Consider the following 26,210-nt stretch of genomic DNA (forward strand, 5'->3'; position numbering starts at 1 on the left):
GCGAGGACACGACCATGGATCTGCCCACCGTCTGGTTCATCGTCATCGCCTTCTTCTGGTTGGGGTACCTCTTCCTGGAGGGCTTCGATTTCGGGGTCGGCATGCTGCTGCCGATCCTCGGGCGCGACGAGCAGGAGCGGCGCGTGCTCATCAACACCATCGGGCCCGTCTGGGACGGCAACGAGGTGTGGCTCATCGTCGCCGGCGCCGCCACCTTCGCCGCCTTCCCCGGCTGGTACGCCTCCCTGTTCAGCACCGCGTACCTGCCGCTGCTGCTGTTGCTGCTGGCGCTCATCGGCCGCGGCGTGTCCTTCGAGTACCGCCACCAGGTCGACTCCGCGCGCTGGAGGCGCACGTGGGACCGGGTCATCGTCGTGTCCTCGTACATCTCGCCGCTGGTCGTCGGCCTGGTGCTCACCCTGTCGGTGTTCGGCATGCCGCTGAACGCGATCGGTGACCGCGTCGGACCGTGGTACGGGGTGTTCACCGGCCCCGCCGTGCTCGGCGCCGTGGCCGTGTGCACCTTCTCCGTGCTGCACGGTGCGGTGTTCCTCGCGCTCAAGACCGAGGGCGAGGTGCGCGAGCGGGCCCACCGGTTGGCCCTCCGCGGCGGTGTCCCGCTGCTGGCGCCGGTGGTCGCGCTCGTGCTGTGGGCCCAGCTCGCCGAGGGCGGCGCCTGGACCTGGGTGCCGCTGGGGATCGCGCTGCTGGCCGCGCTGGCGGCGCTGGCCAGGATGGCGGCCTGGCGCGAGGGCCAGGCGTTCGCCCTGCAGGGGATCAGCCTGGCCGCGGTGGTCGTCACGCTGTTCGGCGCGCTGCACCCGAACGTGCTCCCCTCCACGTTGAACCCGGCCTGGTCGCTGTCGATCGCCGACACCGCGTCGAGCCCGTACACGCTGACCGTGATGAGCGTGACCGCCCTGATCGGCGCACCGGCCGTGATCATCTACCAGGGCTGGACGTACTGGGTGTTCCGCAAGCGGATCGGCACGCACCACATCCCCGTGCACGCGCACTGACACCAGGAAGAGTTTCACATGTGGGCTGCGTACGGGCTTCCGTGGCGGCGGTGCACGTTGCGCGGGTGGTGAAAGGACAAGCGGCTACACCGCTTATGAAACAGGCCGTAGGACTTTGTTAGGGCGTTTGCGCATGCGTAGCGGAACCTCCTGCACTCCCAGCTACCCCCGACCCCCACCCCGAACAGCGGAAGCAGGCGATGTTCGCCGTCCTCGCGAGGAGCCGCACAGGAGAACCCGCGGTGGGTGCTGCTGCGATGCGATGAGGGGGTGGGGTAGTTGAGCTGACGCGCCGGGGGCGTTACCTCGAGGCGAGAACTGCGAACGACTGGACAGAGCACTACTACGAACCTGGAGCAGGAGGCCGATGTCCCCGCTGGGAGCCCTGCCGCGGTTGTCGACGTCCGCGCGGCGCGCCCTCGTGCTCGGCGGCGCGCTGGCGGCGGCGCAGGCCGCCGCGCTCGTGGTGCAGGCGTGGGCGCTGGCGAGCGCGCTCGCCGCCGTGGTCACCGGCGCCGCCGCACCGGCGGAGGTCACCGCGCACCTGGTGGTGCTGGCCGCCGCGATCGCCGCGCGCGCCGCGATCGGCTGGGCCACCGAGGCGGTCTCCGCCCGCGCCGCTGCCGGGGCCAAGGCGGAGCTGCGGCGGAACCTGGTGGACGCCGCGGTGCGGCGCGGACCGGAGTGGGTCGACCGGCGCGGTCGCGCCGAGCTGTCCACAGTGGCCACGCGCGGGCTGGACGCGCTCGACGCGTACTTCACCCGCTACCTGCCGGAGCTGATCACCGCCGGCGTCGTGCCGCCCGCGATCGGTGCGTGGATCCTGCTGCACGACGGGATCTCGGCGCTGGTGCTCGTGCTCACCGTGCCGCTGATCCCGCTGTTCGGCTGGCTCGTCGGCCGCTACACCGAGCACCGCACCAGCCGCGCGGCCCGCGCCGTCGAACGGCTCTCGGCCCAGCTGCTGGAGCTCGTCCGCGCGCTCGGCGTGCTCACCGCCTTCGGCCGCGCCCGCAAGCAGGGCGACGTCGTCCGGCGGGTCAGCGAACAGCACCGGCGCACGACGATGGCCACGCTGCGCATCGCGTTCCTGTCCGCGCTCGTGCTGGAGCTGCTGGCCTCGCTGTCGGTGGCCGTGGTGGCGGTGGGCATCGGGCTGCGCCTGGCCGGCGGCGACCTCGACCTGGCCACCGGGCTGATGGTGCTCGTCCTCGCCCCCGAGGTGTACCTGCCGCTGCGCTCCGTCGGTTCGGCGCACCACGCCAGCGAGGACGGGGTGGAGGCGGTGCGACGCGTGGACGAGGCGCTGCGCGACGAGCCCGCGGAGCACCGCGGCGGCACCACCCCGCCCCCGCGGGAAGCCGCCCCCCTGGAAGTGCGCGACCTGCGGGTGCTGCGCCGCGCCGGCAGCGCGCCCGACGGGGTCGGCTTCACCGCGCGCCCCGGCGAGGTCCTGCGGCTCGACGGGTTCGACGGGCTCGGTCCGAGCGGCAGCGGCAAGTCCACCACGTTGTCGGTGCTGCTGGGCTTCACCCGCGCCGACGAGGGCGAGGTCCGCTACGGCGGCACCGCGCTGGACGAGCTCGACCCGGCGGCCTGGCGGCAGCGCGTGGCGTGGGTGCCGCAGCGGCCCGCGTTCAGCGGCGGCACCGTGGCCGAGGAGCTCGCCCTGGCCGTGTCCGACCAGCCGCCCGGCACCGGCGAGGCCGCCGGAACCGCGCTCGCGGAGATCGGCGCCGCGGCGCTGCTGCACCGCCCGGTGGACCGGCTGTCCACGGGGGAGCGCCAGCGCGTGGCGGTCGCGCGGGCGCTGCTGCGGCTGCGCGGGCACGCGCGCGTGCTGCTGCTGGACGAACCCACCGCGAACCTCGACGTGGACGCGGCGCGGCGGGTCGACGCGGCGGTGCACCGCGCCGCGCGAGCGGGCCACGTGGTGGTGCTCGCCAGCCACCGCCCCGAGGAACCGGCACCGGCCGCGGACGCGGCGGACGGCGGGACCCGCGAGATCGCCGGTGAATCCGATGTGGACGGACCCCGCGCGCGGCGGGTGCGGCGGTTGCTCACGCCCCGCGCGTTCGCCGGCATCGCGCTGGGCGCGCTGTCGCTGCTGTCCGGTCTCGCGCTGACCGCCACCTCCGCGTGGCTGATCGCGCGGGCCTCGCAGCAGCCGCCGATCATGGCGCTGACCGTGGCCGTCGTCGGCGTGCGCACGTTCGCGCTGTCCCGGGCGGTGCTGCGCTACGTGGAGCGCGTCGTCAGCCACGACGCCGCGTTCCGCCTGTCCGGCCGGCTGCGCGAACAGCTGTGGCACGCGCTGGTGCGGCTCGGACCCGCCCGCACCGCCGGTCTGCGCCGCGGGGAGGGGCTGCGCCGGCTCGTCGACGACGTGGACGCGATCCGCGACCTCGTCCCGCGCGTGCTGCTCCCCCCGGCCGTCGGCGGGGTGGTGCTGCTCGGGGCGGTCGCGGTGCAGGCGGCGGTGCTGCCCGCGGCCGGGTGGTGGCTGGCCGGCGGCGGCATCACCGCGGCGGTGGCCGGACCGCTCGTCGCGCTCGCTGCGGAGCGCCGCGCCACCGCGGCCGCGGCCGCGGGACGGCGCAGCGTGGCCGCGCGGGTGTTCGCCCTGTTCGACGGCATCGCCGAGCACGTGGCCTTCGGGGCCGACGCGCGGCAGCGCCGGGAACTGGCCGCGGCGGACGCGCTGTTGACGCGGCGCTCGCGGCGGGCGGCGTTCGGATCGGGCGCGGCCACCGCGGTGCAGACCCTGGCGATCGGGGTGGCCGTGCTCGGCGGGGTCTGGACCGGGGCCGCGGCCGTCTCCAGCGGGGCGCTGGCCCCGGAGCTGGCGCCGGTGCTGGGGCTGGTGCCGCTGGCCGCCGCGGAAGCGGTGGGGCTGTTCCCGCCTGCCGCCCAGCAGGCCTCCGCGCTGCGCGCCGCGCAGCGGCGGGTCGCGCCGGTGCTCGCGGCCGCCGAGGAGTGCGCCGAGCAGCGCTGCGCGCCGCAACCGGCGGAGTCGGTGGAGCTGCGCGGGGTGACGGCGCGGTGGCCCGGGGCCGCCGAACCGGCGCTGCGCGACGTGCACCTGCGGATCCCGGCGGGCACGCACGTGGCCGTGGTCGGCCCGTCCGGCGGCGGCAAGTCGACGCTGGTGGCGCTGCTGCTCGGGCACCTCGTCCCGGAGGGCGGCGCGGTCGCCGCGCCGCCGCGGCTGTCCTGGTGCCCGCAGGAACCGCAGCTGGTGTCCACGACCGTGCGGGAGAACCTGCGCGTGGCCGACCCGGAGGCCTCGGACGCCCGCCTCGGCCGGGCGCTGCGGCTGGCCGGGCTGGCCGGCTGGTCCGAGCACTTGGACGCGGTGGTCGGCGCGGACGGGCTGGCCGTGTCCGGCGGCGAGGCGCGGCGGTTGGCCCTGGCGCGGGCGCTGCTCGACGAGGAGGCCGCGCTGGTGCTGCTCGACGAGCCGACGGCGCACGTGGACACCGGGACCGCCGATTCCGTGGTCACCTGCCTGCGGCGGGCGCTGCGCGACCGCACCGTGGTGCACGTGACGCACCGGTGGGCCGAGGCCGAGCACGCCGACGTCGTGCTCCGCGTGGCCGACGGTCAGGTCGCGGTGCTCCGCGACCTGATCGGCACCGGCACCGGAGTCGCACCGGGACACGACCCGCACCGGAGCGCCCCCGCGGCGCTCACCTGAGGCGGAGCTCAGCGCCCCGCGCGGCGCTCCCGCTGCACCGCGCGGTGCCGCCCTGCGGTGCGCACTCCCGCTGCGCTCCCGCCCGCACCTTCGCGGTCGCCGCACCCGTGCCCAGGGGTTTGCGCACTTCCCGCGACATGTTCAAACCCTCCTTCCGGGTGAGGTGCTCGGCAGGGGCAGGCGCGTTGCCTCAGGGGAGCGCGGCGAGCGCGCGCCGCGCGGCCTCCGCGACGAGGGCGTCCTCGTGCTCGGCTCCCGCCTCGGCCTCCGGCCGGTCCGACATCACCACCAGCACGATCGGTGCGCTGTTCGGCGGGTGCAGCACCGCGATGTCGTTGCGCGTCGCGTGGTCGGCGGCGCCGGACTTGTCCTCGACCCGCCAGCCCGCGGGCGCGCCCGCCTGGATCAGGTCCGCGGTGAGCGGCGAGTCGCGCATCGCGGCGAGCAGGACCTCCTGCTCCTCCGGCGGGAGCACGTCCCCGAGCGCGACGGCGCGCAGATCGGCCGCCAGCGCCCGGGGCGTGCTGGTGTCCCGGAGGTCGCCGGGCGTCGTCTCGGTCAACGCCGGTTCGAACCGGTCCGCGCGCGTGGTGGTGTCCCCGATCGCGCGCAGCCACCGCTGCAGCCCGGTCGGCCCGCCGAGCTCGCGCAGCAGCAGGTTCTGCGCGGTGTTGTCGCTGTCCCGGACGGCGGCGCGCAGCAGCCCGCGCAGCGACATGCCGGTGTCCACGTGCTGCTCGGTCACCGGGGAGTGCGCCACCAGGTCCCCGCGGGTGTAGTGGACCCGCTCGCGCAACCCGCCGGCGCCGTTGTCCCGGAGCACGGCAGCGGCCGTGAACGTCTTCATCGTGGAGGCGAACGCCCACCGCTCGTCGGCGCGGTGGGTGACCTCCGCGCCCGTCGCGGTGTCCACCGCGTACACCCCGATCCGGGCGTCGGAGCGGCGCTCCAGCCCGGCGAAGTCCGGCTCCTCGGCCTCCGCGGAGGCCTGCGTCGGCGGCACTGCCTGCTGCCCGTCCCGGGGTGTGCAGCCGAGCAGCGCGCACAGCACCAGCAGGGCCGCCGCGGCCCGTGGCAGGAATCGCATGGAAGGTCCTCTCCGGTCGGTTGCCGCGAGTCTCGACCGGACGGCGCCATGCTTTCCAAGACGCGAACCGGAACTTCGATGCCGGGATCGCATAGGATGAGCGCGTGGACCTGGTCAGCGGCTGCCGCGCGTTCGTGAGCGTCGCCGAGATCGGCAGCTTCACCGGCGGATCAGCGAGCATCGGCATCCCGCAACCGGTGGCCAGCCGCCGCGTCGCGGCCCTGGAGGCGCACCTCGGCGACCGGCTCTTCGACCGCTCCGCCCGCCGCGCTCACCTCACCCCGTTCGGGCGCGACATGCTGCCGTGGGCGCAGCGGCTGGTGCACTTCGCCGACGCGATGGAGCAGGACGCCGAGCGCTCCCGGCTGCGGCCGCTGCGGATGGCCGTGCCCGCCCTCTGCCGGCGCCGCGATCTCGCGGAACTCGACGTCCAGGCCCGCGCGCACGAGCTGTTCCTGGAATTCCGCGCGGCGTGCCCCGCCGAACGCGCCGAACTCGTGCGCGCGGGGGAGGTCCGCGCCGCGCTCGTCGCCGTGCCCGCCGACGAGGCGAGCTGGACCGTGCCGCTGGGAGTCGCCTGCGCGGTATCGCTGCGCAGCGGTTCCGTGCATCTCGAGGCGCTGCGGGTCGGCCGTTCCGGGCGTGCACCGCGGCGGGTGTGGATCCAGCCGGAGGACGACGTGCCGCACGTGCGCGACCCGCTCATGCGCGTGCGGGATCACGTGGGGCTGCGGCCGACGCAGGTCGGTGTGGCGGAATCGCTCACCTCCGCGGTCGCCACCGCCTACGGCTCGGCCGACCTGCTGCTGTGCTCCGCCGCGCAGGCCGCGGAGTTCGGGTTGCACTGGCGGCCGCTCGCCGAGCTCCGCCCGGTGCGCGGCTACGAGATCACCGCCGACGTGGGCGACGAGGCCGAACGGCTCCGCGCGAAGCTGCGGGAACCCGTCGCGGCGTGCCTCGGAGGTGGCGGGGAGTGAACTCCGCGCGACTCGTCGGCGACTTGCGCGCCGAACTCGACGAGGGCGGGCTGCGCGGCTCGTTCCTGGTGCGCGACCTGCGCAGCGGGCGGGAAGTCGGCATCGAGCCGGACCTGCTGTTCCCCGTGGCCTCGCTGATCAAGGTGCCGCTGGCCGCGGTCACGGCCGAACGCATCGCGGGCGGGGAGCTCGACGGTTCGGCGGAGTTGACGGTCCGGCCCGGCCGGGTCGACACCCCCGGTCCGACCGGGGTGACCCGTTTCCGGCATCCGGCGCGGATCGCCGTCGACGACCTGCTGTACCTGAGCCTGGCGATCAGCGACAACGCGGCGGCGGACGCGCTGTTCGGGCTCACCCCGCCGGCAGCGGTCACGCGGAAGCTGCGGGAGTGGGAGCTGCGCGGCATCACCGCCCGGCACCTGCTCGGCCAGCTGGTGCGCACCCCGGCGGAGTGGTTCCCCTCCGGCGCAGCGCACCTCGCGCACTCGCTGGCCATCGAGGCCGGCACCGGCGGGCGCGGGCACCGCATCCCGCAGCTGGACGTCACGCGCGCCAACACCGGCTCGGCGCGGGCGTTCGCGGATCTGCTGCAGGAGCTGTGGCGGCCGTCGCGGCTCGGTGCCGGTGCGGCGGAACGGGTCCGGGAGCTCATGGGCGCCAACGTGCTGCGGCAGCGGCTCGCGCCCGACTTCACCTCGGACGCGGCCACCTGGTCGTCCAAGACCGGGACGCTGCTGAACCTGCGGCACGAGGTGGGCGTGGTCGAGCACGCCGACGGTCGGGCGTTCGCGGTCGCAGCGCTGACCGAGTCCCGCGTGCCCGCGGTGAACCAGCCGGAGGCCGAGGTGCTGATGAGCAGGGTGGCGCGGGTGCTGCGGGACCACCTCCGGCGCGGTCCGCTGTGACGTGCGGTGAGGCGGCGGTCCGCTGCGCGTGCGGCCGGTAGTGTCGAGTGCGCCATGGATTCCGCACTCGCCGGCAGGATGCTCGACGCGTCCACCGAGATCACCAAGGCCGCGCTCGCGGCGGACGACCCGGACGCGGTGCTGCCGCTCGTGGTGCGCCGCGCCGCCGAACTCGTCGGGGCCGATCTCGGCGTGGTGACGGCGCGCGGCGACGACGGCCGCGTCACGGTGGAGGCCGTGCACGGCGCCTCCGACGACACGGCACCGCTCGGCGACCCGGTGGGCACGGTGCTCTCGTCCAACTCGGCTGCGGCCCGCGTGGCCCGCAGCGGTGTGCCCGTGGTGGTGGACGACCTCGTCGACGACCCGCTGACCGCGCCCTACGTGCCCGCCGAGCTGCGCGTGTACGGACCGTTCGCGGTCGCGCCGTTCGGCACGAACGAGCGCCGCCTCGGCGCGCTGGCGGTGTACCGGCGGCGGGGTGCGACGTCCTTCGCCCGCAGCGCGGTCGACGTGCTGACCTCGTTCGCCGCCCAGGCGGGGCTGGCGCTGGTGCTCGCGGAGGGCTCGACGGCGCGCCAGCGCATCGCCGTGTACCAGGAGCGGGAGCGGATCGCGCGCGAGCTGCACGACGTCATCGTGCAGCGCCTCTACGCCGCGGGCATGCAGCTGGAGGTGCTCGGCAGGCGGTTGTCGGGGCAGCTGGCGCCGGCCGACAGCGAGCGGCTGACCGACACGATGCAGGAGATCGACCAGGCCATCGACGAGGTGCGCACGACCGCCCGCACGCTGCGCTCCGCGGACCCCGAGTCCTCGCGGGAGGCGGCGGACCTGCACGAGTCGATGCGCTCGGAGGTCCGCATCGCCGGCGAACTGCTCGGGCGGGAGCCGCAGCTGGACATCACCGGCGATCTCTCCGAGGTGCCGGTGGCGGTGGCCGACCACGCGCGCGCCGCGCTGCGCGAAGCGCTGTCCAACGTGGTGCGCCACGCGGGGGCGCGCGCGGTGTCCGTGCGGGTGCGCCGCGGGGAGGGCGGTCTGTCGCTGCAGGTCGCCGATGACGGTTGCGGCATCCCGCGGGACGTGAGCAAGCGCGGCCTGCGCAACCTGGAGGAGCGCGCCGCGGCCGCCGGCGGCCACTGCGACATCGACTCCTCCCCGGAGGCCGGCACGATCGTGACCTGGGAAGTCCCCCTGGTCGGGGTGTGATCCGCCGGAGCGCTCACGACTCGCTGTTGTGGCGGGCGACCCAGGCGGCCGCCTGGGTGCGGCGCTCCATGCCGAGCTTGCCCAGCACGGAGGTGACGTAGTTCTTCACGGTTTTCTCGGCGAGGAACAGCCGCTCGGCGATCTGCCGGTTCGTCATGCCCTCGCCGATGAGCTCGAGCACGCGCCGCTCCCGCTCGGTCATGGCGGCGAGCCCTTCCGGTTCGGGCGCGGTGGACTGGCGCAGCCGGTCCAGCACCCGGGTCGTGGTCACCGGGTCGAGCAGCGACCGGCCCGCGGCGACTTCCCGCACGGCGCTGACCAGGTCCTGCCCGCGGACCTGCTTGAGCAGGTAGCCGGAAGCGCCCGCGTTGATCGCGCCGACGAGCGCCTGCTCGTCATCGAACGCGGTGAGCACGAGGCAGCGCGGCGCGGACGGCAGCTCCCGCAGTCGGCGGCACAGGTCCAACCCGTCGCCGTCGGGCAGGCGCATGTCCACGACGGCGACCGCCGGCCGGGTGGCGCGGGCGCGCACCAGCGCCTCGTCCACCCCGCCGGCCTCGGCGACGACTTCGAGGTCGTCCTCGATGTTCAGCAGTTCGCGCAAGCCGCGGCGGACGACTTCGTGGTCGTCCACGAGCAGCACCTTCACCGGCACGGTCAACACGCTACGACGCGGTGGACCGCCGCCGAGCACCCGCCCCGAGGTGCGGAGTCGCCGGCGGTCGAACGGGGACGCGGCTCAGCGCTTGGCCTTCGCCGCCTTGGCCGCCTTCTTGCCGGGTTTGGCGCACCGGCCCGCCTTGCCGCCCCTGCCGCCCTTGGGGGCGTGCGCCGCCTGCTGGGCCTTGGGGGTGTGCACCACCGCGTGCTGCGCCTTGGCCTTCTGCTGGGCCTTGCGGGGGCACCGGTCGTGCTTGGTCCTGCCGCCCGTCTCCGCGGCGCTGGCGAGCAGGCCGCCGAGCACGCCGAGGTTCTTCAGGAAGTGGATGGTCTGCGCGCCGCGCTGCTCCGCGTCCGCGTGCTCCCAGAAGGCGTGCGCGGCCAGCGTCGTCGGCACGATGTTCGCCGCCAGCAGCAGCGAGGACAGCCGGGGGAACTTGCCCAGGGCCAGCAGCGCGCCCGCGCCGACCTTCACCGATCCGTCGATGCGGGCCAGCGTTTCGGCGTCGGTGGGCACCTGGTCGGGCAGCGTTTCGTCGATCTGGCCGGCGGTCTGCTGCAGCAGGTGCGACGCGGCCGGGGCGTGGGCGGAAACGTTGCGCAGTTCCTGGATCCCGCCGTAGATGAAGATGCTCGCGAGCAGCGGACGAGCCAAACGGCGCATGAGCATGAGTGGGCCTCCTCGCAGTGATCGTCCCTGCTCCTGACCGTACTGATAAGCCGCCGCTCGCGCTCGTTCAACGCTGCGGGTGGTCCGCGGGGGCGAACGCCTCGTCCCACGCCGCGGCGACCTGCCGCGCGCACAGCCGCGGGTCGAGACCGGCGACGCCGGTGCCGAGGCCGGGCATGGCGATCGACCGCACGACGTTGCGGACCGGTTCGCCGTCCTCGAGCACGCCCTCGGCCCACAGCCGGAGCACGGCCCGCGCGGCGAGGTACGGGTGGACCGTGTCCTCCGGGAGGCGTTCCGCGGGGTCCCGCACCGTCGGCGCGCTGATCAGCCAGATGGGGGTGCGCGATCCGGTGGGGACGAGCAGCGCCTCGCCGATCGGGAGCTCACCGCCGTGGTAGGCGAGCACCGCGCTGCGGACCTGCTCCTCGATGCCCGGGAACGCGCGGGCGTAGCGCTCGTCGACGCCGCCGCGCATCCAGCCGTACGAGTTCGCCGGGCTCACGGCCGCGTCCGCCGGCACGTCCAGCACCGACCCGGGGTGCACGTGCACCCCCGGCCGACCTTCGGCGACCTCCTGCCAGGCCGCGGCGAGGTCGTCGTCCAACGCGCACAGCACCAGCCGCAGCTGATGCGGTTCCGCTCCTTCCGGTGAATGCTCCGCGTGCGCAGTCACGCCCCACAGCATCGCAGGAACATTCTCGACCGTGGGATTGAGTAGGTCACACCGCGATGTCCCAACGTGGCGCTGATCGAGAACCGAAGCGCATTCGGGTGATATTGCCTCCTGCATCTTCCGAATCCTCCCAGTTGTTGATCGACTTTGCTCGCCGCGTGTAATCAGGTCGGGCGAGCCGCGCCGGAGTGGTCGGCTGCGTCGGGGCGCGTCGGCCGGTCCCACCGGTTGCGTACGGTGACGCTCGGACGGAACCGGACGGCGATTGGGGTGGGCTCGTGCCACAGATCGGGTTTCTCGGGCCGTGGGCCACGTTCAGCGAACAAGCCGTGCACGCGATGACCGAGCGGTTCCCCACCGGATTCGACACGGAGCTCGTGCCCTACGAGACCGTGCCGCTGGCGCTGCGGGCGGTGCGCGCGGGCGAGGTTTCCGCAGCGGGCGTGCCGGTGGAGAACTCGGTGGAAGGCGCCGTTCCGGCGACGCTGGACTCGCTGGTCACCGGGGAGCCGGTGGTCTCCGTCGCGGAGGTCACGCTGCCGGTGCGGTTCGACGTGCTCGCACGCCCCGGGCTCGAGCTGGGCACCGTGCGGTCCGTGGCGAGCCACCCGCACGCGCTCGCCCAGGTGCGCGGGTGGTTGGGCGAGAACCTGCCCGACGCCGAAGTGCGCCCGGCGGCGTCGACGGCAGCCGCGGCCGCCTCGGTCCAGGCCGGCGAGGTGGACGCGGCGATCTCCGCCCCGCTGGCCGCGCAGCACTACTCCGGCGTCGAGCGGCTGGCCGAGGGCGTCGCCGACGTCCAGGACGCGCTCACGCGGTTCCTGCTCGTGCGGCGGCCCGGTTCGCTCCCGGAGCCCACGGGGGCCGACCGCACCTCGGTGGCGGCCGTGATCGGCGACGAGGTCGGCTCGCTCGCCGAGATGCTCGCCGAGTTCGCGCTGCGCGGCATCAACCTCAGCCGCATCGAGTCGCGCCCCACCAAGGACCGGCTCGGCGAGTACCGGTTCTTCCTCGACTTCGACGGGCACGTCGCCGACGCGCGCATCGGCGACGTGCTGACCGCGCTGCGCCGCCGCTGCAGCGAGGTCCGCTTCCTCGGCTCCTACCCGCGGGCCGACCGGGAACCGACGAGCGTGCGGCCGGCCGACTCGGAGCAGGCCTTCCGCCAGTCCCGCCAGTGGCTCGAGGAGGTGCGCGCCGGCCGCCGGGCGTGAGGCGCTCGACCGCCGCTCACCCCCAGCCGAGCGCGTGCAGCCTGGCGTCGTCGATGCCGAAGTGGTGCGCGATCTCGTGCACCACGGTCACCGCGATCTCCTGGACGAGGTGCTCCTCGCTGTCGCACATGTCCAGCAGCGGTTCCCGGTAGATCGTGATCGTGTCCGGCAGCACGCCCGCGTAGGTGTGATCGCGCTCGGTCAGCGCGACGCCCTCGTATAGCCCGAGCAGCGAGGGGTCCTCGGGGTCGTGCTCCTCGACGAGCACCACCACGTTGCTCATCGCGGAGGCGAACTCCTCCGGGACGCGGTCGAGCGCGTCCGAGACGAGCTCCTCGAACCGGGCGCGGGGCATCTCCACGGGCATGCCGCCGTTGTACCCGAGCGGGGTTCCGCGCGAAAAGGACGCGGCGGGCGCGGGGCCACCGGCTTCTCGAAGGGGGGATCACCGCTGCCCTTCGGCCGGGGCACCGGGCCGCGCCTGGCCGGTCTTCTTCGGCGCCGGCTCGTCGCCGATGCTGACCTCGCCGCGCACGCCGCCGGTGACCGGCGCCAGTCCGCTGCCGTCCGGCAGCTGGGCGCTCACCTTGCAGTTGACCAGGCGCGAACCGGCGGCCCAGCTCTCCTCGGACAGCGTGTCCCAGTACGTCACCAGGCCCTTGTCCTCGACCACTTGCGGACCGCCGGCGTACTCCGCGGTGATCTCCCGGCAGCGGGTGGCGAGGTAGTTGTCCTGCTCCTCCGCGGGCGGGTACTCGCCGGAGAACTCGTCGCCCAGGTTCACCGTTCCGGTGATCTCCGCGGCGTGCGGGCGGGAGCAGTCGACCGGGTCCCACACGGCCGTGCCGTTGATCCCCAGGCAGCGGCCCACGTCGTAGACGTTGGACTGGTCCATGTCGGCCGCCCGCTCGCTCATCCGGTACAGCTCCCCGGAGGGCCCGGGCTGCTGCAGCCCGCAGTGCAGGGTCCGGTCGCCGTTGCCCCACCCCTCCTCGCTGGGGGTGAACGCGCCGACCGCCAACCGCCCGTCCGGGTCGAACGCGCCCTGCAGGTACGCGGTGGAGACCTCGGCGCAGCGCTGCTGCTTGAGCTGCTGCCACTGCTCGGTGCTCGGGTAGGGCGCGTTCGGGGGGAAGTCGCCGCCGATGTCGGCCTTGCCGGTGATCTCGAACAGGTGCGGCTGGTCGCAGCGCACCTGTTCCAGGTCGGAGGCGTTGACCTGGGTCCAGTTCAGGCACGCGCCGCGCGGGGCGTTGAACTCCTGCGGCGTGGGGGCCGCACCGATCCCGCCCGGGCCGCCGCCGGAGCCCTCGTCCTCACCGGTCGGCCAGTTCAGCAGGGTGGAGATGAGCAGGATCAGCAGGGCGCCGATCGCTGCGGACACCATGATCAGCCGCGTGTTGCGGCTGCGCCGCTGCTGCGATCGGGGGGAGTCGGTTTCGGCCATCGCCGTCTATCATGCCGTGTCCGCCGGAAGTGCGCCCGCACCGTGCCGATCCCGCACCGCGACCGCGCGGGTGGGCGGCGCGCCGCAACCCCCGCGCGGTCGAGCACCGCCGCTGACGCTAGGCTGACCAGCTGTGATCGACCTGAAGACGCTACGCGAGGACCCGGAAGCCGTGCGCGTGTCCCAGCGCGCCCGGGGGGAGGACCCCGACCTGGTGGACGCGCTGCTGTCCGCCGACGAGCGTCGCAGGTCCGCCGTGTCCAGTGCCGACGACCTGCGCGCGGAGCAGAAGCAGCTCGGCAAGCAGGTCGGCGGGGCCAGCGGCGAGCAGCGCGAGACCCTGCTCGCGCAGGCCAAGGAGCTGGCCGCGCGGGTGAAGCAGGCCGAGGTCGGGCAGGACGAGGCCGAGCAGGAGTTGCAGCGCCTGCAGCGGCAGCTGTCGAACCTCGTCGAACCCGAGGTGCCGCACGGCGGGGAGGACGACTACGCCGTGCTGCGGCACGTCGGCGAGCCGCGCGAGTTCGACTTCGCGGTGCGCGACCACCTGCAGCTGGGCACGGATCTCGGCGCGCTCGACGTGGAGCGCGGCGCGAAGGTCTCCGGCGCCCGGTTCTACTTCCTCACCGGCGTCGGCGCGCAGCTGGAGATGGCGCTGCTGAACATGGCCGCCGCCCAGGCCACCGCGTCCGGGTTCACCCTGGTCGTGCCGCCGGTGCTGGTGCGGCCGGAGGTCATGGACGGCACCGGTTTCCTCGGCGCCCACTCCGACGAGATCTACCACCTGGCCGAGGACGACCTGTACCTCGTGGGCACCTCGGAGGTGCCGCTGGCCGGGTACCACTCCGGCGAGATCGTGGACCTCTCCCGCGGCCCGCTGCGCTACGCCGGCTGGTCGACGTGCTTCCGCCGCGAGGCGGGTTCGTACGGCAAGGACACCCGCGGCATCATCCGCGTGCACCAGTTCAACAAGCTCGAGATGTTCGTCTACTGCGCCGAGGAGGACTCGCGCGCCGAGCACGAGCGGCTGCTGGCCTGGGAGGAGGAGATGCTGGGCAAGCTCGAGCTGCCGTACCGGGTGATCGACACGGCGGCCGGCGACCTGGGGGCCAGCGCGGCCCGCAAGTTCGACTGCGAGGCGTGGGTGCCCAGCCAGGGCACCTACCGGGAGATGACCTCCACGTCGAACTGCACGACGTTCCAGGCGCGGCGGTTGAACACGCGGCACCGGGACGCGGACGGCAAGCCGCGCACCGCCGCGACGTTGAACGGGACGCTGGCCACGACCCGCTGGATCGTGGCCGTCCTGGAGAACCACCAGCAGTCGGACGGCTCCGTGCGGGTGCCGGAGGCGCTGCGCCCGTTCCTCGGCGGCCGCGAGGTGCTCGAACCGGCCGAGTGATGCGGGCCGAGGCGGCGAGGTTTTGGCCGCACCGGCCCGTCAGGCAAGCGGCGGAGCCGTTTTCCGTCAATTCAGCTCGGGCAGCACCTCGGAGGCGATCTGCTCGACGATCGCCTCCGACCCGGCGTACGGGCCCTCGTCGGAGCGCGGCCAGTGGGTGATCACGTCGGTGAAGCCGAGCTCGCTGGCGCGGCCGACCACGTCGCGGAAGTGCTCGATGCTGGACATCGAGTACGTGGGCGCGGCGTCGACGGACAGGTAGCGGGGCAGCGGCCCGTCGCGGTCCTCGAAGGCGAGCGCGTCGTCGAACTGCAGCGACTTCTCGGCGATGGAGCGCCACCAGCTCTCGTCGTCGGCGGCGTCGCGGATGCCGTTGGTCAGCCACGCGTCGCCGTAGCGGGCGGCCAGGCGCATCGTCCGCGGTCCGTTGGCGGCGACGAGGAACGGTGCGCGCGGCTGCTGCACGCAGCCGGGGCTGCGGCGCGCTCCCGCGGCGGTGTAGTACTCGCCGGAGTAGTCGGTGGTGTCCTGCCGCAGGATGCGGTCGAGCAGTGCGAGGAACTCGCCGAACCGGTCGGCGCGCTGCCCGGGGGTGAGCTCCTCGGCACCGAGGACGCTCTCGTCGAAACCGGGGCCGCCGGCGCCGAGGCCGGTGATGAGCCTGCCGTCGGAGACGTCGTCGAGCGCGGTGACTTCGCGGGCGTAGTGCACCGGGTGGCGGAAGTTCGGCGAGGTGACCAGCGTGCCCAGGCGGATCGTGGACGTCGCGGTCGCCGCGGCGGTGAGCGTCGGCACCGCGTCGAACCACGGCTTGTCCACAAGGGACCGCCAGCCGATGTGGTCGTAGGTCCAGGCGTGGGCGAAGCCGTACTCCTCGGCCATCCGCCACAGCGGTTCGGCCGCCCACCACCGATGTTCCGGCAGAATCACGATCCCGATGCGCACACCGTGACCGTATCGGTCCGGATCCCCCGGTATCGACCCGATCTGCCCGCGCGTGGCGGACGCGGTGCGCCCGGCGACCGGATGGAGTGGTGGCGGTGCTCCGCGCGGACGCGTCCCGCACGCGCCCGAACGGGTGCTGCCCGCGCGTTCGCGCCCGAGCGCGCGGGTGCGGGACGGGTGGATCACACTGGCGACGGTGACGGTTGGGGGCGGGCTCGATTCCGCCTGGAGGACGTCACCCGAGAGCTGCGGGAGCGTCGCCAGCGCGAGGGGCAGGGCGCGACCCTCCGCGTTCCGGATCTCGGGAATCAGGGCGACGGGGTTGGCGACCGGAGGCCTGGCGACCGGGGAGCTCTGATCTGTCCACGTGGGTCCGGCCTGGCCCCTGTGCGTCCACAGTGGATGCAACCTTCGCGCGGGTGCTCGTTCCCGCGCGAGCCCGCTGGTGCGGGCGTGCGCTGGGACGGGCGTGAAACGGCCCCCGACCGCTCGGATCGGAGGCCGCTGTCAATCTACTACCGCCAAGGTTCGATTAACAGGATCAGCGCAACTCCCGGACGTGCGCTCCCTCCACGGCTGTTCCAGGCAGGCCGCGGGCGGGGGTCGAGTCCTGGCCGACGCTCACAGCGCCGCGTACCCGGGTCGGAGCCGGTGCAGCCGGAGCGCGCAGCCGTGTGGTTCTCGGAGCACCCCGCTACCGCCCTTGGAAGCGCTGCGCGCGAGAGGCCACCAGGTCGTCCGGTTGCTTCATGCACCTCGACCAGGCTTGGAGCACGCCCGGGGAACACCGGCCGGGCATCGGTTGTGGTTCTGCCGAGTGCGCACTCGGGTGAGCCCGATCGGTGGAGGGCACCGACCGGGCTCCGCAGGCGGCGGTCACCGCTGCCGAGCCGCGTGCAGTTCATCGGTGATGAACCGGTGCGCGTGGCGGGCCAGGTCGACGTTGTCGTCCCAGAGGTTGCGCCAGACCGCCAAGGTGTCCGACAGGACGGGGTCGACCACCGCGGAGGAGAAGCTCTCGAACGTGATCGGACCCGCGTAGCCCGCGTCGGCGAGGGACTGGAAGAACCGGCGGAAGTCGACCGTGCCCGAGCCGAGGTAGCCGCGGTGGCTCTCCCCGACGTGCACGTACCCCAGCCGGTCACCGGCCTCGCGGACGGGACGCGTGAAGTCCGGTTCCTCGATGTTCATGTGATACGTGTCCAGGTGCGCGGTCACGTTGTCCGCGCCCACGTCGTCGAGGAACTCCAACGCCTGCCGCGTGGTGTTCAGCAGGTTCGATTCGTACCGGTTGACGATCTCCAGGCCGAGCAGCACACCGCGCTGCTCCGCGTGCGCGGCCAGTTCGCGGATCGCGGCGACGGCGTTCGCCCGAGCCGCCCGCGTGGGCTGACCGGGGTACTTGCCGAGCGCGGAGTACAGCGCGCCGACGAGGTGGTGCGCACCGATGTCCGTCACGAGGTCGAGGGCCGTGGCGAGCTTGTCCTGCCCGCGCCGGACCACGGCGGTGTCCTCGCTGTTGACGTCGGCGTCGAAGCTCAGCCCGAGCGACGCGGCGGCGCGCAGGCCGTGCTCGACGAGCTGCTCGCGCACGAGCGCCGGGTCGATCGCGGTGACGTCGCTGGCGCTGAGCTCGATGAGGTCGTAGCCGGCTTCGGCCGTGCGCCGCATCGCGAACCGCGTCCGTTCGGGGCTCCAGTCGCCGATCCAAACTCCCGCGTGGATGCCGATCGGGTTCATTCCAGAACTCCTTCCTGTTGCCGGGTTTCCGCGGCGGGTGCGGGGATGCGCAGCACGAAGGTCAGCGCGGCTGCGAGCAGGTACAGCACGGCGAACACCCACATGACCCCGGCGGCGCCGAACAGCGGCAGCACCACGCCGACGATGGCCGGGCCGACCGCCGTGGCCAGTCCGGCGCCGAGGTTCAACGCGGCCATCGCCGCACCGCGCCGGTCGGGAGCCATCGTCGGCATCAGCGCGGACATGGGCACGAATCCGGCGAGCGTGGCGCCGAAAAGCACGGAGGTCACCAGCGCGAGCGCGTAGCTGTGCGTGGCAGCTGGGACGTGGTGGAAGAGCAGCACGGTCGCGGCGCAGCCCACCCCGCCCATCCAACGGACCACGACGGCGAACCCGAGCCGGTCGCCGAGCGCGCCGCTGACCAGGTTGAAGAAGATGTTGCTGATGAACATCGCCGAGGAGACCGTCAGCCACTGCGACAGCTCGAACCCCAGCTGCCGGGTGTAGAAGATCGGCATGAACACGATGAAGCCGTACTGCGGGATGCTGTTGATCATCCGCACGACCAGCCCGGCGAACAGCGGCGGCCGGTGCCACAGCACGGTGATGCTGGACAGCAGGCTGCGCAGCGGGTGTTCATCGGCGTGGCCGGTGGGGCGGTCGCCGTACGGGTCGCGGACGAGCAGCATGAGCAGCGCGCCGACCGCGATCACCCCGAGGCTCAGCCACAGCGTGTTCAACTCGCCGAGCAGCGGGATGGACAGGTTCGCCAACTGCGGCCCCAGCGCGGCGAACCCGGCGCTGTAGGCGAACCAGAACCAGCCCACCGCCGTGCCGAGGCGTGGCGCGGCGGTGCTCGACGTGATCCACACCAGGAACGCGTAGGCGAAGAGCGGGTAGCCGAACCCGCGGACGGCGTAGCTGAGCAGCAGGACCGGGTAGTTGTGCGCCATGATGCCGCCGGCGACGAACAGGACGTGGAACACCACCCAGATCGCCGCTCCGGCGTACATGACGCGGCGCGGGCCCCAGATGTCCGAGAGCGCTGCGGACAGCCAGTACGACACGGCGGCCGTGACCCCGTAGATGGTGAAGACCAGGGCCACCTGGTTCTCCGGGAACCCCTGCTGCTCGTGCAGGAACTTCGACAGGTACCCGGTCTCCACGCCGTCGCCGACCATGAACACGAACAGGCCAACGAATCCCCAGCGCAGGGAGAACGGAATTCCGATGCGGTGGTGCAGCGACGTGAGCGGCACGGTTGGTCTCCTCGGACGCGGCGGGCACGGCGGCGGCGCGGATCGGCCGGGCACGCGTGCTCGCCGGGATCACGCCGCGGGGTGGCCTCCCGGCGGAGAGGAGCGGTGGAATCGGTGGCGCGCGGGCGCCGCGGACACACTCGCCTGGGCCGGAGGCCTCAGGCGGATGGGCCGGTGCGGATGCGGCAGAACGGGTGCGCGCGGTTCACGCGGCCGAGCAGGCTCGGATCCTGCGGCAGCGGCGCGCTGCGGCGGACGCGGGCGAGCGGCGATGTCGTGCCGTGACGGCGCATCCTCGCTCCCCTCGTCGTCCGCCGGTGTTGTGGATCACCATGCCAACGCGGCGACGTCGGGTCAAGCACCGGAGCGCGCCCGCTCCGACGGGGTTGCGGACTCGCGCCGGGCGCACCGACGTGTCGGGGCTGGAACGGCAGGTGCCGCACCGCACGCTCGTGAGCGTCGCGGGCGCTGCTCATCTGCTGCGCGCGGCCGCCGAGCCGTTCCGCGCGGCGGGCCCGGAGCGCGCGGCCGCAGCGCCGTTCCGCGCGGCGGGGCTCCCGCGCGTTCCGGCGGCGTCCTCGGCGGGTGCGGTCCAGCGCCAGTACGCCACCGCACCGCCGATGAGCAGCGCGATGCCCCAGAGCGTGTAGGCGTTGCCGATGACCTGCTGCAGCGGTGTCCAGTCGAGTTCCCGGTTCTCGGTGTAGGGCAGGTGCCACTGCGGCCCGTACAGCACGGTCGCCCCTGCCAGCAGCACCGCGGCGAGGATCCCGTACCAGCGGTGCCGCACGGCCATGGTCAGCAGCAGCGCCAGGGTCGGTCCGGCCCAGACCCAGTGGTGCGACCAGGAGATGGGGGAGACGAGCACGACGAGCACCGCGTTGAACGCGAGCATCAGCGCGGTGTTGGCCTGCTGCTGGGCGTAGCGCATCGCCCACACCGCGATGCCGACCAGGGCGATGGCCCCGGCGATCCACAGCAGGTTCAGGCCGGCCCCGGAGATGTCCTGCTTGGCGATGAGGCTGCGCAGCGACAGGTTGCCGGCGTAGACCGAGCCCATCGAACCGCCGGTGTCGAACATCTGCTCCAGCCACCAGGTGGCCGAGTCGCGCGGCGCGGCGAGCACGCCGAGCAGGACGGTGCCGCTGAACGTGGCCAGCGCGGTGCCGAGCGCGCGGTGGTCCCGGCGCAGGAGGAAGAACAGCAGGAAGCCCAGCGGGGTCAGCTTGATCGCCCCGGCCAGGCCGACGAGCAGTCCGCGCGGCCAGCGGGTGCGCCCCAGCAGGCAGTCGGCCGCGACCAGCGCCATGAGCAGCAGGTTGATCTGCCCGTAGTTCAGCGTCTCGCGCGCGGGTTCGATCAGCGTCAGCCACGGCATGAGCGCCGCCGCGCCCGCGGCGACGAACGGTGCCCGGGCGGCGAAGTACGGCGAGCGGCGCGCCAGCGCGTAGGCGGTCACCAGGATCGACAGGTGCGAGGTGAGCGAGACCACCAGCACGGCCGCGCTCGTCGGCACCAGGCTCAGCGGGGCGAACAGCAGCGCGGCGAACGGCGGGTAGATGAACGGCAGCGTGCTGGAGTCCGGGCTCTCCGGGGTGAGGTCGCCGTAGAGGTCGAAACCGCTGAGCCAGGCGCGGCCGCCGAGCTGGTAGACCTGCGTGTCGACGTAGCCGCGGGTGTCGATCCAGTGCACGAGCCACACGGCGAAGATCTCGAGCACGATCGCCACGATCAGCAGCGGGCGCCAGTCGCGGGCGGGTCCCGCGCTGCTGGACCGCCGAGCCGGGGTGCGCGCGGTGCCGGGGTTCGTGCCGCTCGTCGCCATCTGTCCGCCTGCGTCCCTGTCCCTGCGTCCCTGTCCTGGGTCGTGCCTGTCCCGGCCGCGCCGGTTCCTGGCCGGGTCGGCCGTGGTCGTGCCCGCCCCGGGCGCGTCCCGTTCGGCTCGGACCGTCCGGGTCCGGCCCATCCGCGCGAAAAGTGTTCGAATTACCGTTTTCCTCCGCGGTGGATCCTCGGGCGCGGCACCGTGGGATCATAGCGAAACCCGACACGCCGGCGGGGTCGGACGATCGAGATCGCCGAGCTCGGATTTCATCCGGGAATCGAATGCATATCGTGCCGGAATCGACACCCGGTGCGGTGATTCGGAAAGCCGTCCGCCCTCGGCGGAGGAGGCGCTGCTGACACGGCGTGCAGAGCGCTGCGTGGTTCGGCGCACCGCGGTTTCGGGCGCCCCGCGCGAGCCCGCTACCCTCGCGTGTGTGAGCTTCGCAGGCTATGACCTGATCGTTGTGGGATCCGGATTCTTCGGACTGACGATCGCTGAACGCGCCGCCAGCCAGTTGGACCAACGCGTGCTGGTGCTGGACCGCCGGGAACACATCGGGGGGAACGCGTACTCCGAGCCCGAACCGGAAACGGGGATCGAGGTGCACCGCTACGGCGCGCACCTGTTCCACACGTCGAACCGGCGGGTGTGGGAGTACGTGAACCAGTTCACCGATTTCACGGACTACCAGCACCGGGTGTTCACCAAGTACCAGGACCAGATCTACTCCTTCCCGATGAACCTGGGGCTGCTGTGCCAGTTCTTCGGCAGGGCGTTCAGCCCGGACGAGGCGCGCGCCCTGGTGGCCGAGCAGGCCTCGGAGATCGACACCGCGGACGCGCAGAACCTCGAGGAGAAGGCGATCTCCCTGGTGGGGCGGCCGCTGTACGAGGCGTTCGTCCGCGGGTACACGGCCAAGCAGTGGCAGACGGACCCGAAGGAGCTGCCCGCGTCGATCATCACGCGGCTGCCGGTTCGGTACACGTTCAACAACCGCTACTTCAGCGACACCTACGAGGGCCTGCCGGTCGACGGCTACACCGCCTGGCTGCAGCGCATGGCCGAGCACCCGAACATCGACGTCGTGCTGGGCACGGACTACTTCGCGGTGCGGGACCAGCTGCCGCAGGTCCCGGTCGTCTACACGGGCCCGCTCGACCGCTACTTCGACTACCGCGAGGGCGAGCTCGGGTGGCGCACGCTGGACTTCGTCACCGAGGTCGTCGGCACCGGCGACTTCCAGGGCACGCCCGTGCTGAACTACGCGGACGAGGACGTCCCGCACACCCGGATTCATGAATTCCGGCATTTTCACCCGGAGCGGGACTACTACCCGGACGACAAAACCGTGATCGTCCGCGAATACTCCCGCGCGGCCGAGAGCGGCGACGAGCCCTACTACCCGATCAACACCGCCGAGGACCGCGCCAAGCTCACCGCGTACCGGGAACTGGCCAAGCGCGAGGCCAAGGAGCGCAAGGTTATCTTCGGTGGTCGGCTGGGGACCTACAAGTACCTCGACATGCACATGGCGATCGGTTCGGCGCTGAGCATGTTCGACAACAAGATCGCCCCGTATTTCACCGAGGGCCGTTCGCTGGACGGCTCCCTGGAGGACTGACGTGACCGACCGGACTCCGCGCTCCGCGACCGCGGGTGAGAGCAAGCTCAGCGACGTGACCTCGATGAGCTCGGTGGGGACGAGCGACGTGCGCCCCGAGCAGGTGCTGCAGCGCGTGGTCCTGCCCCGGCGCGAGGACCCGCTGGACGTGCGGGTGCTCTACCTCGACGAACCCGCCGGGCAGGGGCGTGCGGCGACGATCACCTCGCGCCGGGGCCTGCGGGTCGCCGAGCACGCCTCGCTGTCGTTCGCCTCGTACTTCAACGCCTTCCCCGCCAGCTACTGGAAGCGGTGGACCACGGTCGACGAGGTCGTGCTGCGCCTGCGGGTGCGGGGCACCGGCCGCCTCGACCTGTACCGCTCCAAGCCCAACGGTGACAGCGTGCACCTGCAGGGCACGCCGATCTCCTCCGGTGAGGAGACCAGCGCGCTGGAGTTCCGGGTCGCGCTCACGCCGTTCGAGGACGGCGGCTGGATCTGGTTCGACGTGTCCACCGAGGACGCCGAGCTGGAGGTCGACCAGGCCGCCTGGACCACCGACACCGAGCTGCCCCGGCAGGACGTCGTCGTCGGCACCACCACGATGCGCCCGCAGGACTGCGTGCTCACCCTCCGCGCGCTGGGCGAGGACGCCGAGGTCATGAACCTCGTCGACACCGTGGTCGTGGCCGACCAGGGGCAGCAGCGCATCCGCGACACCGAGGGCTTCGACGAGGCCGCCGCCGTGCTCGGCGACCGCCTGCGCGTGATCGAGCAGCCCAACCTCGGCGGCTCCGGCGGGTTCGGCCGGATCATGTACGAGGGGGTGCACAACTCCAGCGCCGCGCAGGTGCTGCTGCTCGACGACGACATCGCGCTGGAACCGGACAGCGTGCTGCGGGTCAACGCGTTCTCCCGCGCCGCCGCGCAGCCGCTCATCGTCGGCGGTCAGATGCTCAACCTGCAGGCGCGCTCGCGACTGCACACGATGGGCGAGGTCGTCGACCTGGGCGCCGCGATGTGGCGCGCCGCGCCCGGTGCGGCCACCGACCACGACTTCGCCAAGAAACCGCTGCGCAAGTCGCCGAAGCTGCACCAGCGCGTGCACGCCACCTACAACGGCTGGTGGATGTGCCTGTTCCCGCGGGAGGTCGTCGAGAACACGGGGCTGCCGCTGCCGCTGTTCCTCAAGCACGACGACTCGGAGTACTCGCTGCGCGCGGCGGGTCACGGCTACCCGACGGTGACGCTGCCGGGCGCGGCGATCTGGCACATGCCGTGGACCGACAAGAACGACGCCACCGACTGGACCGCGTACTTCCACGTGCGCAACCGGTTGATCCTCGCGGCGCTGCACAGCCCGGACGACGTCAAGCACAGCATCGTCAAGCAGCAGCTCAAGCTCACCCTGCGGCACCTGCTGTCGATGGAGTACTCCACGGTCGCGGTGCAGCTCAAGGCCGTCGAGGACTTCATGGCCGGTCCCGAGGGGCTGTTCGACAGCCTGCGCACGGCGCTGCCGGAGGTGCGCGCGCTGCGCGAGGGCTACGACGACGCCACGACGCTGTCCTCCGCGCGCGAGGTCCCGCCGCCGACGGCCGACCCGATCATGGCCGAAGGCCTGCTCAACCCGCCCGTGGGCACGCCGGCGATGGCCAAGCGCGCCGCCAGGGCGCTGCTGCACAACCTGACCGAACCGGACGACGAGGCGGAGCAGCGTCCGCAGCTGAACGTCCCGGCCGCGAGCGCGCGCTGGTTCCTCCTCGGCAACCTCGACAGCGCCACCGTGTCCACAGCCGACGGCAGCGGCGTGGCGTTCCGCCGCCGCGACCCCGCCGAGTTCCGTAGGTTGGGGACCCGGGCGCTGGCGCTGTACCGCAAGCTGGGCCAGTCGTGGTCCGGCCTGCGGGAGCGGTACCGGGCGGCGCTGCCCGACCTGACCAGCCCCGAGTCGTGGAAGCAGGTCTTCGAACAGCGGTAGTCCGCTGCCGCGCCGCAAACCCCGATCCCCGGAGAAGATGTGGCTGCTGATGTGAGCGTGCCGGCTGAGCAGCCGGCCACAGGCGAGGAGGCGTCCGGCGGCGAGCCGGACGCGAGCAGGGTCACGTACGAGACCGTCGCCCTGCGACGTGTGCAAGGTGTCATGGCCACACCCCCGGTGGTGAAGACCGCGCAGACCATGTCGCTGTTCGGCGAGCACGCCGCCGGGTGGTTGGCCGCGGGCGCGCTCGGCGCCCTGGTCGACCGCGAGCACCGCGGCGAGTGGGTCGCCGCGTCCGCGGGTGTGGCCGCAGCGCACGCCGCCTCGATCGCGGTGAAGCGCGTGGTGCGGCGGCAGCGGCCCACCGATCCCGAGGTGCGCGTACTGGTGGGAACACCCAGCAGGTTGAGCTTCCCGTCCTCCCACGCGACGTCCACCACCGCAGCTGCGGTGCTCTACGGTGGGCTGACGGGTCGGCGACTGACCCCGGTGCTGGTGCCGCCGATGCTGGTCAGTCGCGTGGTTCTGGGGGTGCACTACCCCAGCGACGTGCTCGCCGGTTCCGCGCTCGGCGGCGCCGTGGCGTGGGGCTTTCGGCGATTCGTGAAACGGCGGAGGAACCGTGGCTGACAAGAAGGAGAGCGCCGCGGCTGTCAGCCCGGACGTGGACGCCGGCGCGTCCTCGTCCGCGGATGTGGAGCAGGACGCGACCGCATCCGGGCATGACGGGTCGGACGGCGCGGAGCGCACCGCGGCGGACGCGGAAGCGCAGGAAGAACTCGAAACCGACGGGGAAGGCAGCATCGGCGCCGAGTTCGGCGACGAGGTGCTCAACGGTGCCGAGAGCACGGCCACCGAAGACCCGAAGGCCTCGGACGAGTACCACGCGAAGGTCACCGCCAAGGCGGGAACCCTTTCCGGCCTGGCCAGCGGACTGGTCAAGGAGCTCCGGCCGAAGCAGTGGGTCAAGAACGTCCTGGTGCTGGCCGCCCCCTTCGCGGCGGGCCAGATCCTCAACGTGCCGGTGCTGCTGGACGCGGTGGTCGCGTTCATCACCTTCTCGATGGCGGCCTCCGGCATCTACTTCGTCAACGACGCGATCGACGTCGAGTCCGACCGCGCGCACCCGACGAAGCGCAACCGGCCCATCGCCGCCGGGCTCATCCCGGTGCCCGTGGCCTACGCGGTGTGCGCGCTGCTGCTGGTCGGTTCGCTGGTCATCTCCGCGGTCACACACCCGATGCTGCTGGCGGTGATGGCCGTCTACATCGCGGTGCAGCTGGGGTACTGCTTCGGGCTGAAGCACCAGCCGGTGATCGACCTGTGCATCGTGGCCTCGGGCTTCCTGCTGCGCTCGCTGGCGGGCGGTGCCGCGGCCGGCCTGGCGATCACGTCCTGGTTCTACCTGGTCGTCTCGTTCGGATCGCTGTTCATGGTGGCGGGCAAGCGCTACGCCGAGGTGAAGCTCGCCACCGAGACCGGCGCCAAGATCCGCAAGTCGCTGAAGGCGTACTCGCCGTCCTACCTGCGGTTCGTCTGGGCCATCTCGGCTGCCATCTCGATCATGTCGTTCGCGCTGTGGGCCTACGACATCGGCGAGTACGAGCAGTCCCGCTGGGGCACGTTGGCGATCATCCCGATGGTGATCGCGATCCTGCGGTACGCGGTGGACATCGACAAGGGCGTGGCCGGCGAGCCCGAGGAAGTGGTGCTCAAGGACAAGGTCCTCATGGTCCTCGGCGTCATGCTCGCCGGGTGCCTGTTCCTGGCGTTCTACCTGTAGCCGCTTCCCGCGCGACGTCCGCCCGGCGCACGGCCGGGCACCGACCCCGGAGGCCCAACGCCCCCGCCCCCGCGGCGGGGGCGTTGTCATGCGCACGATCATGCGACTGGGGAG

21 protein-coding genes are annotated in these 26,210 nt (G+C 72.9%); 11 read left to right on the top strand and 10 right to left on the bottom strand.

Annotated elements, in window-relative coordinates:
• The first annotated feature begins 14 nt into the window (after positions 1–14).
• Positions 15–1,019 carry a cytochrome d ubiquinol oxidase subunit II gene (cydB, locus tag ACYVJE_RS06085; protein ID WP_461143661.1) on the top strand — a complete coding sequence of 335 codons (1,005 nt, stop codon included), beginning with the start codon at positions 15–17 and terminating at the stop codon, positions 1,017–1,019.
• A gap of 367 nt (positions 1,020–1,386) precedes the next feature.
• The gene (gene cydD / locus ACYVJE_RS06090; RefSeq protein WP_461143662.1) at positions 1,387–4,716 is read left to right on the top strand and encodes a thiol reductant ABC exporter subunit CydD; all 3,330 of its coding nucleotides are present in this window, start codon (positions 1,387–1,389) and stop codon (positions 4,714–4,716) included.
• A gap of 190 nt (positions 4,717–4,906) precedes the next feature.
• Here the strand turns inward: cydD and bla are convergent, their stop codons facing one another.
• Complete coding sequence (bla, locus tag ACYVJE_RS06095; protein WP_461143663.1) at positions 4,907–5,803, bottom strand: class A beta-lactamase; 897 nt, start codon at positions 5,801–5,803, stop codon at positions 4,907–4,909.
• A gap of 104 nt (positions 5,804–5,907) precedes the next feature.
• On the opposite strand from bla, the gene ACYVJE_RS06100 reads away from it, so the two are divergent.
• Genes ACYVJE_RS06100 through ACYVJE_RS06110 form a run of 3 tightly spaced genes read left to right on the top strand, consistent with a single transcriptional unit; the run spans position 5,908 to position 8,894 of the window.
• Positions 5,908–6,780, top strand: coding sequence for a LysR family transcriptional regulator (locus ACYVJE_RS06100; RefSeq protein WP_461143664.1), 873 nt, complete (start codon positions 5,908–5,910; stop codon positions 6,778–6,780).
• Positions 6,777–7,685: a serine hydrolase gene (locus ACYVJE_RS06105; RefSeq protein ID WP_461143665.1), complete on the top strand. Its 909-nt coding sequence runs from the start codon at positions 6,777–6,779 to the stop codon at positions 7,683–7,685. Before ACYVJE_RS06100 ends, ACYVJE_RS06105 begins: the two co-directional genes overlap by 4 nt.
• A gap of 54 nt (positions 7,686–7,739) precedes the next feature.
• Positions 7,740–8,894 carry a sensor histidine kinase gene (locus tag ACYVJE_RS06110; protein WP_461143666.1) on the top strand — a complete coding sequence of 385 codons (1,155 nt, stop codon included), beginning with the start codon at positions 7,740–7,742 and terminating at the stop codon, positions 8,892–8,894.
• A gap of 13 nt (positions 8,895–8,907) precedes the next feature.
• Here the strand turns inward: ACYVJE_RS06110 and ACYVJE_RS06115 are convergent, their stop codons facing one another.
• From ACYVJE_RS06115 to ACYVJE_RS06125, 3 genes are all read right to left on the bottom strand, one after another.
• Entirely contained in the window at positions 8,908–9,549 is a 642-nt protein-coding gene (locus ACYVJE_RS06115; protein WP_459157861.1) for a response regulator, read from the bottom strand.
• Positions 9,550–9,633: 84 nt separating this feature from the next.
• Positions 9,634–10,224 carry a DoxX family protein gene (locus ACYVJE_RS06120; RefSeq protein WP_461143667.1) on the bottom strand — a complete coding sequence of 197 codons (591 nt, stop codon included), beginning with the start codon at positions 10,222–10,224 and terminating at the stop codon, positions 9,634–9,636.
• Between the two features lie 67 nt (positions 10,225–10,291).
• Positions 10,292–10,912, bottom strand: a complete 621-nt coding sequence (locus tag ACYVJE_RS06125) for a macro domain-containing protein (protein ID WP_459157863.1) — start codon at positions 10,910–10,912, stop codon at positions 10,292–10,294.
• Positions 10,913–11,178: 266 nt separating this feature from the next.
• Between ACYVJE_RS06125 and pheA the strand changes: the two genes are divergently transcribed.
• Positions 11,179–12,114: a prephenate dehydratase gene (gene pheA, locus ACYVJE_RS06130; RefSeq protein ID WP_461143668.1), complete on the top strand. Its 936-nt coding sequence runs from the start codon at positions 11,179–11,181 to the stop codon at positions 12,112–12,114.
• 16 nt (positions 12,115–12,130) lie between these two features.
• Here the strand turns inward: pheA and ACYVJE_RS06135 are convergent, their stop codons facing one another.
• The gene (locus ACYVJE_RS06135; protein WP_461143669.1) at positions 12,131–12,481 is read right to left on the bottom strand and encodes a metallopeptidase family protein; all 351 of its coding nucleotides are present in this window, start codon (positions 12,479–12,481) and stop codon (positions 12,131–12,133) included.
• Between the two features lie 78 nt (positions 12,482–12,559).
• Positions 12,560–13,561: a septum formation family protein gene (locus ACYVJE_RS06140; protein WP_459157866.1), complete on the bottom strand. Its 1,002-nt coding sequence runs from the start codon at positions 13,559–13,561 to the stop codon at positions 12,560–12,562.
• Between the two features lie 133 nt (positions 13,562–13,694).
• Here ACYVJE_RS06140 and serS point away from each other — a divergent pair, with 133 nt between their 5' ends.
• Entirely contained in the window at positions 13,695–14,960 is a 1,266-nt protein-coding gene (gene serS / locus ACYVJE_RS06145; RefSeq protein ID WP_461143670.1) for a serine--tRNA ligase, read from the top strand.
• Between the two features lie 66 nt (positions 14,961–15,026).
• Here the strand turns inward: serS and ACYVJE_RS06150 are convergent, their stop codons facing one another.
• From ACYVJE_RS06150 to ACYVJE_RS06165, 4 genes are all read right to left on the bottom strand, one after another.
• Positions 15,027–15,905, bottom strand: coding sequence for an LLM class flavin-dependent oxidoreductase (locus tag ACYVJE_RS06150; protein WP_461143671.1), 879 nt, complete (start codon positions 15,903–15,905; stop codon positions 15,027–15,029).
• Between the two features lie 876 nt (positions 15,906–16,781).
• Positions 16,782–17,645, bottom strand: a complete 864-nt coding sequence (locus ACYVJE_RS06155) for a sugar phosphate isomerase/epimerase family protein (RefSeq protein WP_461143672.1) — start codon at positions 17,643–17,645, stop codon at positions 16,782–16,784.
• Positions 17,642–18,904: an MFS transporter gene (locus ACYVJE_RS06160; RefSeq protein ID WP_461143673.1), complete on the bottom strand. Its 1,263-nt coding sequence runs from the start codon at positions 18,902–18,904 to the stop codon at positions 17,642–17,644. The genes ACYVJE_RS06155 and ACYVJE_RS06160 overlap by 4 nt, the downstream gene beginning before the upstream one ends.
• A 472-nt stretch (positions 18,905–19,376) precedes the next feature.
• Complete coding sequence (locus ACYVJE_RS06165) at positions 19,377–20,729, bottom strand: glycosyltransferase 87 family protein (protein WP_461143674.1); 1,353 nt, start codon at positions 20,727–20,729, stop codon at positions 19,377–19,379.
• A gap of 436 nt (positions 20,730–21,165) precedes the next feature.
• Here ACYVJE_RS06165 and glf point away from each other — a divergent pair, with 436 nt between their 5' ends.
• The 4 genes from glf (at position 21,166) to ACYVJE_RS06185 (ending at position 26,096) form a co-directional block, all read left to right on the top strand.
• A complete protein-coding gene (glf, locus tag ACYVJE_RS06170; protein ID WP_459157872.1) occupies positions 21,166–22,353 on the top strand; it encodes a UDP-galactopyranose mutase in 1,188 nt (395 codons plus the stop codon).
• A 64-nt stretch (positions 22,354–22,417) separates the two neighbouring features.
• A complete protein-coding gene (locus ACYVJE_RS06175; RefSeq protein ID WP_459160121.1) occupies positions 22,418–24,313 on the top strand; it encodes a glycosyltransferase in 1,896 nt (631 codons plus the stop codon).
• Positions 24,314–24,475: 162 nt separating this feature from the next.
• A complete protein-coding gene (locus ACYVJE_RS06180) occupies positions 24,476–24,943 on the top strand; it encodes a phosphatase PAP2 family protein (RefSeq protein ID WP_461143675.1) in 468 nt (155 codons plus the stop codon).
• Positions 24,944–25,139: 196 nt separating this feature from the next.
• Positions 25,140–26,096, top strand: a complete 957-nt coding sequence (locus ACYVJE_RS06185; RefSeq protein ID WP_461143790.1) for a decaprenyl-phosphate phosphoribosyltransferase — start codon at positions 25,140–25,142, stop codon at positions 26,094–26,096.
• The last annotated feature ends 114 nt before the right edge of the window (positions 26,097–26,210 follow it).

Source organism: Salinifilum aidingensis (assembly GCF_054782015.1).

Coding starts and splice junctions, on each gene's coding strand:
- cydB (WP_461143661.1), top strand. CDS start 15: ATGGATCTGCCCACCGTCTGGTTCATCGTCATCGCCTTCTTCTGGTTG.
- cydD (WP_461143662.1), top strand. CDS start 1,387: ATGTCCCCGCTGGGAGCCCTGCCGCGGTTGTCGACGTCCGCGCGGCGC.
- bla (WP_461143663.1), bottom strand. CDS start 5,803: ATGCGATTCCTGCCACGGGCCGCGGCGGCCCTGCTGGTGCTGTGCGCG.
- ACYVJE_RS06110 (WP_461143666.1), top strand. CDS start 7,740: ATGGATTCCGCACTCGCCGGCAGGATGCTCGACGCGTCCACCGAGATC.
- ACYVJE_RS06120 (WP_461143667.1), bottom strand. CDS start 10,224: ATGCTCATGCGCCGTTTGGCTCGTCCGCTGCTCGCGAGCATCTTCATC.
- ACYVJE_RS06125 (WP_459157863.1), bottom strand. CDS start 10,912: ATGCTGTGGGGCGTGACTGCGCACGCGGAGCATTCACCGGAAGGAGCG.
- ACYVJE_RS06135 (WP_461143669.1), bottom strand. CDS start 12,481: ATGCCCGTGGAGATGCCCCGCGCCCGGTTCGAGGAGCTCGTCTCGGAC.
- ACYVJE_RS06140 (WP_459157866.1), bottom strand. CDS start 13,561: ATGGCCGAAACCGACTCCCCCCGATCGCAGCAGCGGCGCAGCCGCAAC.
- ACYVJE_RS06155 (WP_461143672.1), bottom strand. CDS start 17,645: ATGAACCCGATCGGCATCCACGCGGGAGTTTGGATCGGCGACTGGAGC.
- ACYVJE_RS06165 (WP_461143674.1), bottom strand. CDS start 20,729: ATGGCGACGAGCGGCACGAACCCCGGCACCGCGCGCACCCCGGCTCGG.
- ACYVJE_RS06175 (WP_459160121.1), top strand. CDS start 22,418: ATGAGCTCGGTGGGGACGAGCGACGTGCGCCCCGAGCAGGTGCTGCAG.
- ACYVJE_RS06180 (WP_461143675.1), top strand. CDS start 24,476: ATGGCCACACCCCCGGTGGTGAAGACCGCGCAGACCATGTCGCTGTTC.